This is a genomic window from Caulobacter sp. GW822-FHT01G02 (assembly GCF_058802865.1).
Genome location: NZ_JBXAON010000003.1, coordinates 83,582 through 96,408 on the forward strand (window position 1 = coordinate 83,582; position 12,827 = coordinate 96,408).

Sequence of the window (12,827 nt, forward strand, 5' to 3'; positions counted from 1 at the left end):
GTTCCTAGAACGTCTTCTTGACCGAGACGTACCAGTAGCGCGCGTACGGCAGATAGACCGTCCCGTCGTAGCCCGTCGAGCTGAGCGGCGGATTCTTGTCGGTGATGTTCCGCACGCCCAGCCGCAGCTTGGTGTTGGCCTGGGCGAAGTCGTACTCGCCGTAAAGGTTGGCGGTGATCTGCGAGTCCACGACCCACGGCGCGCCGGTCGAGTCCAGCAGAGCCGTGTCGTTGTACTCGCCGATGTACTGGGTAAAGCCGCCGACGGTCAGCTGCTTGTAGCGCCAGGTCAGCGCGGCCGAGACCTTCCAGTCGGTCTTGCCGTTCTGTTTCAACAGGTCGCCCCCGCCGGTGATGGTGGTGCCGGCGTTGATCTTGCCCGCCGACCGCGCCGCCATCAGCTCGGCGATGCCCGGCGAAGGCGACTGGTAGTACTTGATCAGGTGGGCGGCGTTCACGTTCAGGTCGAAGTCGCCGAGCTTGTCGGTCGACAGGTGATACATCAGGCCCAGGTCCAGCCCTTCGACGTCCTGCGGCTGCAGGTTGGTGTACTTGTCGTTGACGTACAGGACCTGGCCGGCGGCCGCGAGGCCGGTGCCGGCGAAGGCGGCGTTGTCGTCGGCCGTCGGGGCGGCGCGGATGACGTTGGGATTGCTCGAGCCCGACTGGCGCAGCAGGTAGTCGAGGATCAGGGCGTTGCCCTCGCCGAACACCCCGATCAGGCCCGTCTGCTTGACCTTCCAGTAGTCGACGGTGAAGGTCAGGCGGCCATATTCCGCCGGGATGAACTTCGGCTCCAGGACCACGCCGTACGACAGAGTCTCGGACTCTTCGGGATTCAGGTCGGGGTTGCCCGCCCGGCGCGCCGTGGTCAGCAGTGACCGCGAGCAGCCCGCGAACGAGGTGATGCGCTTCGCCCGCAGGTCGGCCTCGCAGAAGGCGTAGTCGGTGCGGTTGTTCGAGCGGGACACCACCGTGGCGTTGATCTGCTCCAGGTTCGGGGCGCGGAAGCCCTTGGCCCACGAGCCGCGGATGCGGAAGCCGTCGACCAGGTCCCAGGCGCCGGCGATCTTGGGTTTCGCCGTATTGCCGAAGTCGCTGTAGTGCTCGTAGCGGCCGGCCAGCTGCAGATCCAGGCGATGGACCAGCGGGATCGACATCTCGGGCGAAACCAGCGGAACCGCGAACTCGATATAGGTCGAAGCGACCGAGCGATGGCCCTTGGTGTCGGGGTTCATGCTGGAGTTGATCAGGTCGCTGAGCACCGCGCCGCTGATCGGATCGGTGAAGGTGATGGTCCCATCGATGCGCTTGTCGCGGTCGTCCAGCTGGGTCTCGCGACGCACCTCGACGCCGGAGGCCACGCCGACGTCGCCGCCCGGCAGGCTGAAGAGGTCGGGCTTGGAGACCTTGAAGTCCCACGAGGCCAGGCTGCTCTTGGTGCGGCGCTTGATCTTGACGCGGATGGCGTTGATCGCCGCCTCGCTGTTGCGGGTGGTGTCCGCGCCGCTGGGGTTGTTGATGTCCGAGCCGTTGAAGACGTTGTAGGCGTCGGGCGTGGACAGGGCCAGCTGGGCGTAGAGCTTGGTGTTGGAGATGTTGTCGCTGATGTCGTCGGCGGTGGCTTCCGAATAGACCAGGGCCGATTCCCAGTCGAAGCCGAACTTCTCGCCGCGAACACCGGCCAGCACGCGATACTGGTCGTTGGTCACATCGACATGCGTCGGGCCCAGGTCGGCGAAGGTGTAGCCGCGCAGGGTCAACGACAGACCGCTGGCCGGGACGTTCAGATTGGGCAGGCGGTTGGGATTGGCCGTCCCGTTGGCGAAGGTCACCGGACCGAAGGGATTCCAGTAGTTGCTGGCGGGGATGCTGATCACGCCCGAGGACAGGGTGGCGATCGGCGCCTGCAGGGCGCTGGTCTTGGCGTGATAGAGACCCAGTTCGCCGAAGACGGTCAGGTCTTCGGAAATGTCGTAGTGGCCGGTCAGGAAGACGTTGGTGCGCTTCAGTTCCGGGATCACCGTCGTGCCCAGGGCGGCCGAGTTGAACCGCAGGTCGCGGTCGGCGGCCGAGGTCGCCAGGGCGCCGTCGTCAATGCACATGCCGCCGCTGATGTTCAGCTGGCAGCCCGCGAACGTCGAGGGCTGGATGTGGAAATAGCCTGCGCTGCTGGTCAGCGCCGTGGTTCCCTGGCGCACCGTGCCGAAGCTCTGCGGCGTCTGGACATAGGCCCATGGCGTCGTGGCGCTGCGACCGTCCAGGCTGGCGACGCCCTCGAAGCGGGTGCCGGCGAACAGCGGACGGCGATCCAGCGAGGCGGTGTAGTCCTGGTCGGTCGAACGCATGCTCGTGCGCTGGTCGTACGAGACGAAGGCGCTGACATTGCCGCGACCGTCGGCGAAGTTCTTCCCGCCGAAGGCGTTGAAGTTGTACTCCTTCAGGTTCGTGCCTTCGGCGAAGCCGTATTGCGCTGAAGTGGTCAGGCCGTCGACATCGTCGCGCAGCACGGTGTTGACCACGCCGGCCACCGCGTCGGCGCCGTAGATGGCCGCCGCGCCGTCGCGCAGCACTTCCAAGCGCTTGAGGCCCGACACCGGAATGGCGCTGGTGTTGTAGGTCAGCACCGGCACCAGGTTGTCGTTGGCCTGGCTGGTCGGGTGGGTCACCACGCGACGACCGTTCAGCAGCACCAGCGTATTGCCGATGCCCAGGTTGCGCAGGTTCACCGAGCCGACGTCGCCCCGAGCGCTGTTGCTGCTGCCTGGCAGGTACTGGGCGTTGAAGTTCACGTCGCCCATCTGCGGGATCGACCGGAAGAGTTCGTCGCCGGACACCGCGCCGGACGCCCTGATCTGGTCCTCGCCGACCACCGTCACCGGCAGGGCCGCGTTGACCTTCGCGCCCTTGATCTGCGAGCCGACGACGACGACGGCCTCGATCTCGGTGGGTTCAGCGCCGGCTGGCGGCGCGGTCTGGGCCCAGGCGTGGGCGGCGAAGCCCACGGCGCATAGCGCCGTGGTCGCAAGCACGAGTTTGCGATGATTGTTGATCATGGAAGCCCCTCCAATAAACGCGACGCGCGAGCCACCCCCGCCCTGCTCCAGACGAAGCAGGGCATGGCTCACGCCACACTCCGAACCCAAAGGGATCGATGGAAGGTAATCCCATCAAACTTGTAGGGTTTTAAAAAGGGGAATTTTTCTGACAGGCGCCGCAGGGATGGTCATAGAAACAACCCTAAACGAGGCCTTTTGCTCAACGGAAAGGCAAATATTTGCCCATGATAAAGGGATTGACGAGGGCGGGAAAACGCCCTCACGCGAGAGGAAATCAAACCTGAAATCACGGCCGCCGCTGTTCTTGGGCGCGCCCTTCGGGCAGGCCTTGGCCTGCCGCCGGACGTTCGACGTCGCCCCACGCGCGGGACGCGCGGGTCCGTTGCGGGCTTCATCTCAGCCGGCCACCGACGCGGCCAGGGGCTGCGCCCTCAGGGTGGAGCGGGCGCGGACGCCACGCGCGACGAAAACGGGAACGGACTGTGGTCGATCTTGCGTTACGGCGGTCCCGGAGACCTCCTGACGTTCGCCGATCGTTCCGGTCTTCACGCGGACCGAAGCCTTGTGATTACGCCCGAAAACCCTTAGGCCACGCGGGACGGGGACGTGGCGGAATGGTAGACGCGCCGGACTTAAAATCCTATGCGCCCCACCGCAAAATCTAGAAAAACCCTAGAAACAACAACTTCTTATCGCAAATCCAAGGCAAAGCTTAGCACAGAGCTAGCACACTCCGCCGGGGCTCTAGCACAATCCCGCCCCATAGGACTTTCGTCGCCGCGCGACGGCCGCCACGCGATCCTGGACGGCAAGGTTCAACTCTATCTGCGCAACGGCAGCCCCAACTGGCAGTGCGCCTGCTCGGTCGGCGGGCGCCAGCACCGCGCCAACACCGGCGAGGATGGCCTCACCCGCGCCGCCGCCTTCGCCCACGACTGGTATCTGGCGCTGGCCCATGACGCCGCCATCGGCGGCGCCATGGGCGCGGGCGCCGGCCGCACGGCGGCCCGGCCAATCCCCCGTCCAGGGCCGCTCGCGGGCCGGCGCGGTCCGCGATCGGCCGCCAGCGCGTCCCGTCAGACCTTCCGCGAAGCGGCCAGCCGCTTCATGGTCGAGTTCGAGGCCCTGACCCGCGGCCAGCGCAATCCGATCTATGTCGCGGGCCATCGCGCGCGCCTAACCAACTATTTGATCCCGTTCTTTGGCGCGATGAGCGTCCGTGAGATCGATGCGGGAGTGATCGCCGAGTATCGCGTCATGCGCATGGGCGACCGCCATCGCGGCGCCCCGCCCGCCCGCAGCACCTTGCATCAGGAAATCGTCTGCCTGCGTCAGGTCCTGAAGACGGCGATCCGACTGCGCTGGATCGATCACCTTCCCGACCTCTCTGCGCCGTATGGTCGGTCGGGCAAGATCTCGCACCGGGCCTGGTTCTCGCCGGAGGAATGGGCGCTGTTCGAGGCGGCGCTGCATGATCGCGTCGCGCGGCCGCGGAAAGAGCGCTGGCGCGAGGCCAGCGAGAACCTGCGCGACTACGCGCTGATCATGATCAACACCGGCCTTCGTCCCGACGAGGTGCTGCGCCTGGAGTATCGCGATGTCGCGGTGATCGCCGACGAGGCCACCGGCGAGCGGCTCCTGGAAATCGCCGTGCGCGGCAAGCGCGGCGTCGGCTGGTGCAAGAGCATGCCCGAGGCGGTGGAGCCCTTCCTCCGCCTCAAGGCGCGCAATGGCGGCCAGCCGCTCGATCGCCTCTTCCCGGCGTTCCAGCGCGAGCTCTTCAACGCCATCCTCGACGAGCTGCGCATGAAGACCGACCGCGAGGGCCGGCGACGCACCGCCTACAGTCTGCGCCACACCTACATCAGCACGCGCCTGATGGCTGGCGCCGACATCTACCAGGTGGCCAAGAACTGCCGGACCAGCGTCGAGATGGTCGAGACCTATTACGCCGCCCACATCAAGAATGTCATCGACGCCTCGGCGATCAATGTCCGCAAGGTCCGCCCCTCTCCTGTCGGCGCGACACCCGCGCCGTGATCCTTGGTCGCCCAAGGCCGGAACCGGCCGATGCGGCCAAGCGCGAAGGGATGGGCCGAACGGCCTAGCCCGCTGGCGTCCGCGCGCCGCACGGCGCGCAGCCATCGCAACGTCCCCTACGGCAGCGCCGTAGATAACTGTTGATCGAACTGCGGCATTGCCGTATATGGGTGACGACATGGAAGTGGTTGTCGAAACGCCAACCTACCTCAAGGCGGCCAAGGCAGCGAGCATGACCGAAGCCGAGATGAAGGCCGCCGTGCTTTTGGTTTCGGCTAACCCGGAGGCCGGCGATCTGATGGTCGGAACGGGCGGTTGCCGAAAGGTGCGTCTGGCCGGCAAAGGCAAAGGGAAGTCAGGGGGCTATCGCCTGATCACCTTCTACAAGGTGGGTGAGCAAGTGTTCTTGCTGACCGTGTTCGCCAAGGGCGATCGCGCCAACCTGACCCAGCGCGAGCGCAACGCCCTGAAGGACCTTACCGCCCTGCTCTGAATCTGATGAGCCAGGCATGGAGAGAGCAATGACGAAGACAGCCTTTGAAAGCATCGCCGCGGGGCTCAAGGACGCCGTCGCGATCTCGGCGGGAAAAGCAGACCCCGCGAACTATCGTGTCCACGTGCCCGCCGAGATCGACGTAAGGGCCATCCGGACCCAGATGGGATTGAGCCAGGAAGCCTTCGCCGAGCGATTTGGGTTCGCGGTCGCGACCGTGCGCGATTGGGAGCAGAAGCGGCGACGGCCGGAGGCGAGCGCGCGCGTCCTCCTGCGTGTCATCGAACGAGAACCGGACGCAGTCCAGCGAGCTCTTTTTTATTGATGGAGGGAAGCGATCATGGCCTCATTCTTGGACTACGACTTCACCTCTCCCCTACCCCATCCTGGCGAAATCTTGCGTGAGGCCTATTTGGCCCCGCGCAACATGACCGCCAGGGCGTTGGCCAAAGCGATGGGCGTGGAAGCAGCCGACCGCATCGAGCGCATCGTCTCCGAGCGTAAGGCGTTGACCGCCGATATGGCCCTTCGGCTGGAGCGCGTGTTTGGCGCCAGCGCTCATTTCTGGATGAGCCTTCAAGCCCAGTACGAGCTCTCGAAGGCCGCGATTTTGAGCGGCGCTGAGTTGAAGGCAATCCCTCCTTTGGCCGTCGCCAGACCTCAGTGACGAAGGACTGCATCAATGGAAGACAAGACAAACTTCAACCGGGTCATCCAGACGAGACAGCTCATTACCGCGCGCGCCGAATTCCGGCGGGAAGACGGTGCTTTGATCGCCGAGTGCACCGCTCAACAAATTCTTATGGCCTTCGACCATTGGCCCGCAGAGCAGGCCGCGATCGAGGCGATGTCAGCGACATAGACGTCCGTTCCGCCTCCGCCCTCATGCCCCATCCCGCGCGAACGCCCAGCTTGGGTCGAAGAATGAACTTGGCGCCTGTCCAGACCTATCGGTGTCACCACGCTGCGGGACAAGGCCGCCTAGGCGTTACTCCTGTAGCGAGCTACACGACGGTTTCGGTCGCATTCACAGGCCCGCGCTATTTTTTCTGATATATGTAGCGATATCAGATGGCCTATTTGATGCAGAATTTTGCATCATATGTGGACGAGCCACCCAGCCGTATATATATAATCCTACATCACGGGATAATTCCGATGCAGGATAAGCTATCAAAACGCTATGGCTTAGCGCCATTCGCAGAGACCGTTCGCCAAGCGCGCCTCCAGAAGGGGTGGACACAGCGAGATCTCAGCGCGCGCTCCCACATGCCTCAAGCGCAAATCTCCCGCTTCGAAAATGGTGAAGTCGATCCCCAGGTCTCCACCCTGATCGAACTTGCACGAACGCTCGACCTCGAACTGCAGCTCGTGCCGCGCTCGGCCATCACTGCCGTGGAGGCTGCCGTACGGTCCGCCGAGGAGCGCTCGGAGGAACGCACCATAAGAGAGCTTCTAAAGAAGCTTCAGACCGCCGCCGAGGAGGCGCTGAAGTCGGCGCCTGACCGGGAGGACATCGCGTCTATCCGGGGCAGCCTCCGCGAGCTCGAACATCTGGCGCCGCTCATCCGCGGCGTCGAGGTCATCAAGGAACTCCAGGGTCTGCTGCTAAATCTGGAGCAGTTCACCGTCTATCCGCCTGCCCAGCGTGGACGGCACGCCAAGGGCTACGTCGACGCGGCGAGCTGGCTACGGCGCTTTCGAAACCAATTGGTCCATGCGCCTCAGACGGAACGCCCAGCCTACAGCCTCGATGACGAGGAGGACTAGCGATGACCGCCGACGTCCTAGAAGTGCTGCTCAACGACCGCCGGGTTGGAACGATCACCGCCTTGGGCGGCGATCAATCGATCTTCTCGTTCGAGGACGCCTACGCCGAGGATCTACAACGTCCGACGCTCAGCCTGTCCTTCAAGGGCGAGCGCGGCGGCTTGCTACGCGATCACAAAACCACGCAGACGCGCCTACTGCCGTTCTTTTCCAACTTGCTGCCCGAAGGCCCCCTCCGCGACTACCTAGCGAAGCGTGCGGGTGTGAAGCCGGTGCGCGAATATCCGCTCCTTGAGGTCCTCGGCCCCGACCTGCCGGGCGCCATAACCATTCAACCGCTCGGCGACGGCGTCGCGGACGAAGACAACCTGCCAGAGGAGACCTCTCGCGCTCCGCAGGAGGGACCGTTGAGGTTCTCCCTCGCCGGCGTGCAGCTAAAGTTCTCCGCGGTGGAGAAGACCAGTGGCGGACTGACAATTCCGGCGAGCGGCAAAGGCGGCGATTGGATCGTCAAGCTGCCGTCCGTGCGCTTTAGGGGTGTCGCAGCCAACGAGTTCTCGATGATGAGGCTGGCGCGCACCATGGGCATGGACATCCCGGACGTGGAACTCGTACCTCTCGACCAGATCGAGGGCCTGCCGGAGGGCATCGGCAAGATCGACGAGGACGCTTTCGCCATCCGCCGGTTCGATCGCCGGGAAGACGGCGGTCGGGTCCACATCGAGGATTTCGCCCAGGTCTTCGGCGTCTATCCCGACGACAAATATAACAAGGGCTCCTACCGCCACATCGCCAAGGTGCTGTGGCTAGAGACGGGCGAGGCCGGCGTTCGAGAGTTCATTCGACGGTTGGTCTTCAACGCCCTGATCGGCAACGCCGATATGCATCTGAAGAACTGGTCTCTGATCTACCCCGACGGTCAGACGCCGCAGCTCTCGCCGGGGTACGACTTCCTCTCCACGACGATCTACATTCCCGACGAGAGCGCCGGCCTCAAGTTTGCCAGGACCAAGAAGGTGGCCGAGCTCACGAAGGATGAGATCACCTACATGGCCGCCAAGGCCGGCGCGCCGGAAAGCCTCGCGCGCGACGCGGCCACCGAAGCAGTAAGCCGCTTCCATGAGGTCTGGGGTAGCGAGCGGTCTCATCTGCCGATCTCAAAGGACCTGGAAGCCGAGGTTGAGCGGCTGCTTGGGGTCGTGCCGCTGGCGTCCGGGCGCTAGCTAGCTCGCGAACCCCGCGGCCCTGCTACGACACCCACACGGCGCGCAGCCATCGCCCACCGCGAATCCGTGCCCCCGCACGCACTCGCGTGAGAGCAGCATCTCTGCTATCCTGGATAGAGTAGCTATAGCTTTCGGGTTGGCATTTTGGCCGAGTCCGTGCGTCATGCCTTGATGGATGGTCGGGTGCAGGTTTACCGGCGCGCCGGCAGCCCCCATTGGCAATGCTCATGCTCAATCGCCGGCCGCCAGCGGCGCAAGACCACAGGCGAAGACAGTCTGGCGCGCGCCAAAGACGTCGCCTTGGATTGGTACCTGGGCCTTCTTGGCAAGTACCGCGCCAGCGACATCAAGGCGGGCAAGACCTTTGCCGAGGCCGCGGACCGCTTCATCGACGAGTTCGAAGTCATCACGCGCGGAGAGCGCAGCCCGATCTATGTTCAAGGCCACCGCGCCAGGATCGCCAACCATCTAGGGCCGTTCTTCGGCGCAACCGTCCTTGGCGATATCACCGCCGGCATGGTCCAGGACTATCGCATCCATCGCATGCGCGAACTACGCGACGGCAAGCCCCCTTCGCCAAGCACCCTGCACCAGGAAATCGTCTGCCTGCGCCAGATCTTAAAGGCCGCCAACCGCCATCGCTGGCTGGACAGCCTTCCAGATCTCTCCACGCCCTTCCGGCGCTCGACCAAGGTCTCCCATCGCGCCTGGCTGTCGCCGGACGACTACAAGCGCCTCTATACCGAGACGCGCGAACGGGCCCGGCGTAAAGACGCCTCTCCTGGCGACAAGGATCTCCACGACTATGTGCTCTTCATGGTCAACACCGGCCTTCGCCCCGACGAGGCGGCGGGGCTCGAATACCGGGATGTAACGATCGCAAGCGATCAAGGCGGCGGCCAAATCCTTGAGATCAAGGTTCGTGGCAAACGCGGCGTCGGGTGGTGCAAAAGCATGCCCAATGCCGTCGTTCCGTTTCAGCGCCTTCAGGCTCGTCACAGCGGCGCACCGTCAGACCGCCTCTTTCCAACCTCGCAACGCGATCGGCTCAACGCCGTTCTGAACGCCCTCGACCTGAAGCTCGACCGCGAGGGACGGCGTCGCACGGCCTATAGCCTTCGCCACACCTACATCAGCTTGCGCCTGATCGAAGGCGCGGACATCTACCAGATCGCCAAGAACTGCCGCACGAGCGTCGAGATGATCGAGACGTTTTACGCGGCCCACATCAAGGATGTCATCGACGCTGGCGCGGTCAACGTCCGCAAAGTCCGTCGACAGGCCAGCGGCTCCACGAAGCCCACCGCCGGCGCCACGCGAAAGGCTCGACGCCCCGCGGCCGGCCGACTATAGCTCGCGTTGGTTTTAAGCGGGCGTGGCGGAACTGGTAGACGCAACGGACTTAAGCCAAGGATTGAGTGCGCTTGGGGAAACCCAGGACGTAGAACCGCTCAAATTCGGGGAACCCTGTGAAATGGCGATCCCGAGCCAAGCCCCTTTGGGGAAGGTGTAGAGACTAGACGGGCGGCGCCTAAACCTCGGTCGAGGCATGGCGAAGGGATAGTCCAGACCACGAACGCGGCCTCGCCGCGGCGGCGAAAGCCGAAGTGGTATGAAAATCCGTCAGCCGAAAGGCTATGCCGGTTCGATTCCGGCCGCCCGCACCAAACTCTGTCGTCGCCCAAATCTCGCGGCAGCCCCAGCTGCCCCACCTCTCCGAGCCAGATCTTACGCTCGGCATCCGCTATGGCCGCTACACCGCGGCGGCGGCTCAGTCGCGATCTGGGCGCTTCAGGAGGTCGGCCGGTTCGACACGCAGCGCCAGGGCCAGCCGCTCGATATTGTCTAGCGAGAGGTTGCGCTCGGCGCGTTCGATCGACCCGACATAAGTGCGGTGCAACTCAGCGCGCTCAGCCAACTCTTCCTGGCTTTGCTGTGCTTCCCGCCGAAGACGCCGCACGTTGTCAGCCACCACGCGGCGCAGGTCGGAAGGAGGCGCTTTCATCGCGCCAAATCAGACGCCTGATGACTATGAGTCGACAGACGATAAGTAGCATTGTAAGTGATGACGATGAGTAGCACTTGGGAGTGACACAAGCGTGGCAATGGGTGGTGTGAACGAAGCTGGACGTCAGGGGTGCGGTGGAGCCGAGCACGCGAACCAAACAACCGACGACGGACGATGTTGGCGCGGGGCCTTGGCGCCTACGACTGGAAACGGGCGCGAGAAAACCTTCTCAAGCGCCCTTAAATCGGCGATCCGAGCAGGTGGCGAAACGTGCTACCAGCTCTACGGCGCGCTGCGGGCTGCGGGTTACAAGGTGCCGTATACGAGCCTTTATGCTTGGTGCCGAGGCGACGACCACCCGCGCCACGTGGAGAGCATTCGAGCGCTCAAGTTCATCGAGCGCCGCTACGGCCTTCATGCCGGCGAACTCAAGGGCCTCATCCCTCATCAAGCCAGGGCCTACGCTGGCCATAAACCGACCGGGCTGACGGCGAATGAGCGCAGGCGCCTTGCTTGGCATTTGCCAGAAGACTTCAACGACCGGCCGCTCGAGCAGCAGGCCGAGATTATAGGCTGGGCGCGCTCGGTGATCCTGACCGGCTCCACGGCGTACCGCCGCTACCAGAGCGCCTCCCAGAAACGTCCTTTTGCGATCGGGTTCTCAGAAGAGGCGCTAGACACCTCCGCACCCTATCGGCAGCCCGGCGAACGAAAACGAAGCTTGGCCAAAGCCGCTCACTTTCACCGCGTCCCAGCGCCGCCCATTCTCGATCAGGAATTAGCCAGCCTGCTCCGCTTCAAGGCCGCCAAGATCACGCCGCTCGGGTTTCGGCGCGTTGGCGTGTGGGGAGCCCAGACCCGTCAGCAGAAGGCGGCGCACCTGGGCCTTCTGTTTGGCGCCTTGTCAGCTTCGGCGAGTGGCCCGATCGCAGGCCTTGGCGTTCCGCAGGCCCATTTGACCGTCGCCCTGCTCGCCTTTCCGAAGATTTGGAATTGGTACATCGAATGGCGCCTACAACGCCGCGGCTTTCACACGCGCTGGGAGTCGGACATGCTCTGTCTGGCAGTCTCGCTTCTACGCCGAGAAACAGGCTGGCTGCGGCAATCGCCGCAGCTCTCTCAACACCTGCTACCCATACCGGGCATCCTGACCGATGAAGAGATCACCAGCGCGCAGCGCGACTGGCAGGGCGCATGTGACGTTGGCTACAGTTACGCCAGCGCCTGGCGCAAGGACATCAAGCGCGTAGCGCGAGTGCATCGCGACACGTTCGAGCCGATTTTACCCGTATTGGAAGCCGAAAGTCCGGTTGGGGTCTACAACATGATCGCCGAGGAAATCGATCGGCGCACGCCAGACTCGCGACAATACCCCCTCGCAGCGGCCGAAGCGGTTCGAAGCCTGTTGATGATACGGCTTGGACTTCACACGGGACTGAGGCAGCGGAACCTTCGCGAGCTGGGCGTTCGCCAGCGGGACGAGGCGCCAACACCGCTCCGCACGCTAGAGGCCTTGCAGCGAGGCGAATTGCATTGGGACGTAGTGCGACAGGGATGGATGATCACGATCCCGGCTGCCGCATTCAAAAATGCCGCCTCCTCCTATTTTTCGGACCAACCGTACAAACTGTTACTACCCGACGTTGGAAATCTCTATGGCCGGATCGAGGCGTACCTTCGGACACACCGGGCCGCGCTCCTGTTCAACGCACAGGACCCAGGCACCTTCTTTGTAAAGACCGCCCGGTACCCACACCTAAGGCACGCCAGCTATTGCCAGACCTCGTTTTATGAAGCGTGGCGCCACACCATCGAGCGCTATGGGGTGTACAATCCTTACACCGGCCGCGGCGCCATAAGAGGGCTTTTGCCTCACGGCCCCCATAACGTCCGCGACGTACTGGCGACCCATGTTCTGAAGCGCACCGGTTCGTATGAGCAGGCTGGCTACGCGATCCAGGACACAGCCGAAACCGTCGCGCGCTACTACGCGCGCTTCTTGCCGAACGACAAGGCCGCCATTGCCGCGCGGATCCTTGACGAGGTGTGGGAAGCAGCCTGATGCGTTTAAGTGATCACCATTTGCTTCAGGGCACATCGCGACATACCTTCGCGCCCCTCTCGTCACCCCACCGACGAGCACCTAGCCGGCGGCGTTCAGTGAGTGCTGCCGGCCCTCTCCCCGCTTTCGCCACCTTGGAACAGGCTCCAATGCCACGCCGATGGCGATGC

General features: G+C 63.9%; 10 protein-coding genes and 1 pseudogene. 9 read left to right on the forward strand and 2 right to left on the reverse strand.

Annotated features, from left to right (window positions below):
- Positions 1 to 4: 4 nt before the first annotated feature.
- Positions 5 to 3,055 (reverse strand): TonB-dependent receptor domain-containing protein, encoded by a 3,051-nt coding sequence (locus AC1RNC_RS09385; RefSeq protein ID WP_492885650.1) that lies wholly within the window; start codon positions 3,053 to 3,055, stop codon positions 5 to 7.
- A gap of 645 nt (positions 3,056 to 3,700) precedes the next feature.
- On the opposite strand from AC1RNC_RS09385, the gene AC1RNC_RS09390 reads away from it, so the two are divergent.
- From AC1RNC_RS09390 to AC1RNC_RS09425, 8 genes and pseudogenes are all read left to right on the forward strand, one after another.
- Positions 3,701 to 5,098, forward strand: coding sequence for a tyrosine-type recombinase/integrase (locus AC1RNC_RS09390; protein ID WP_492885652.1), 1,398 nt, complete (start codon positions 3,701 to 3,703; stop codon positions 5,096 to 5,098).
- A gap of 178 nt (positions 5,099 to 5,276) precedes the next feature.
- Positions 5,277 to 5,591 (forward strand): type II toxin-antitoxin system RelE/ParE family toxin, encoded by a 315-nt coding sequence (locus AC1RNC_RS09395; protein ID WP_492885653.1) that lies wholly within the window; start codon positions 5,277 to 5,279, stop codon positions 5,589 to 5,591.
- Between the two features lie 28 nt (positions 5,592 to 5,619).
- Positions 5,620 to 5,916 carry a NadS family protein gene (gene nadS, locus AC1RNC_RS09400; protein WP_492885654.1) on the forward strand — a complete coding sequence of 99 codons (297 nt, stop codon included), beginning with the start codon at positions 5,620 to 5,622 and terminating at the stop codon, positions 5,914 to 5,916.
- A 15-nt stretch (positions 5,917 to 5,931) separates the two neighbouring features.
- The gene (locus AC1RNC_RS09405) at positions 5,932 to 6,258 is read left to right on the forward strand and encodes a HigA family addiction module antitoxin (protein ID WP_492885656.1); all 327 of its coding nucleotides are present in this window, start codon (positions 5,932 to 5,934) and stop codon (positions 6,256 to 6,258) included.
- Between the two features lie 42 nt (positions 6,259 to 6,300).
- Positions 6,301 to 6,453, forward strand: a pseudogene (locus AC1RNC_RS09410) (PaaI family thioesterase); the annotation flags it as partial.
- 296 nt (positions 6,454 to 6,749) lie between these two features.
- Positions 6,750 to 7,361, forward strand: a complete 612-nt coding sequence (locus AC1RNC_RS09415; protein ID WP_492885658.1) for a helix-turn-helix domain-containing protein — start codon at positions 6,750 to 6,752, stop codon at positions 7,359 to 7,361.
- A gap of 2 nt (positions 7,362 to 7,363) precedes the next feature.
- Positions 7,364 to 8,584: a type II toxin-antitoxin system HipA family toxin gene (locus AC1RNC_RS09420; protein WP_492885660.1), complete on the forward strand. Its 1,221-nt coding sequence runs from the start codon at positions 7,364 to 7,366 to the stop codon at positions 8,582 to 8,584.
- A 147-nt stretch (positions 8,585 to 8,731) separates the two neighbouring features.
- Entirely contained in the window at positions 8,732 to 9,940 is a 1,209-nt protein-coding gene (locus AC1RNC_RS09425; protein WP_492885662.1) for a tyrosine-type recombinase/integrase, read from the forward strand.
- 418 nt (positions 9,941 to 10,358) lie between these two features.
- Here AC1RNC_RS09425 and AC1RNC_RS09430 read toward each other — a convergent pair whose 3' ends face one another.
- Complete coding sequence (locus AC1RNC_RS09430) at positions 10,359 to 10,592, reverse strand: helix-turn-helix domain-containing protein (protein ID WP_492840295.1); 234 nt, start codon at positions 10,590 to 10,592, stop codon at positions 10,359 to 10,361.
- Positions 10,593 to 10,785: 193 nt separating this feature from the next.
- Here AC1RNC_RS09430 and AC1RNC_RS09435 point away from each other — a divergent pair, with 193 nt between their 5' ends.
- Entirely contained in the window at positions 10,786 to 12,657 is a 1,872-nt protein-coding gene (locus tag AC1RNC_RS09435; RefSeq protein ID WP_492885664.1) for a hypothetical protein, read from the forward strand.
- Positions 12,658 to 12,827: the final 170 nt, after the last annotated feature.

What these genes read in the sequence shown, in the direction of transcription:
- AC1RNC_RS09385 (WP_492885650.1), bottom strand. Translation starts at nt 3,055, where the DNA reads ATGATCAACAATCATCGCAAACTCGTGCTTGCGACCACGGCGCTATGC.
- AC1RNC_RS09430 (WP_492840295.1), bottom strand. Translation starts at nt 10,592, where the DNA reads ATGAAAGCGCCTCCTTCCGACCTGCGCCGCGTGGTGGCTGACAACGTG.
- AC1RNC_RS09395 (WP_492885653.1), top strand. Translation starts at nt 5,277, where the DNA reads ATGGAAGTGGTTGTCGAAACGCCAACCTACCTCAAGGCGGCCAAGGCA.
- AC1RNC_RS09405 (WP_492885656.1), top strand. Translation starts at nt 5,932, where the DNA reads ATGGCCTCATTCTTGGACTACGACTTCACCTCTCCCCTACCCCATCCT.
- AC1RNC_RS09390 (WP_492885652.1), top strand. Translation starts at nt 3,701, where the DNA reads ATGCGCCCCACCGCAAAATCTAGAAAAACCCTAGAAACAACAACTTCT.
- AC1RNC_RS09420 (WP_492885660.1), top strand. Translation starts at nt 7,364, where the DNA reads ATGACCGCCGACGTCCTAGAAGTGCTGCTCAACGACCGCCGGGTTGGA.
- nadS (WP_492885654.1), top strand. Translation starts at nt 5,620, where the DNA reads ATGACGAAGACAGCCTTTGAAAGCATCGCCGCGGGGCTCAAGGACGCC.
- AC1RNC_RS09415 (WP_492885658.1), top strand. Translation starts at nt 6,750, where the DNA reads ATGCAGGATAAGCTATCAAAACGCTATGGCTTAGCGCCATTCGCAGAG.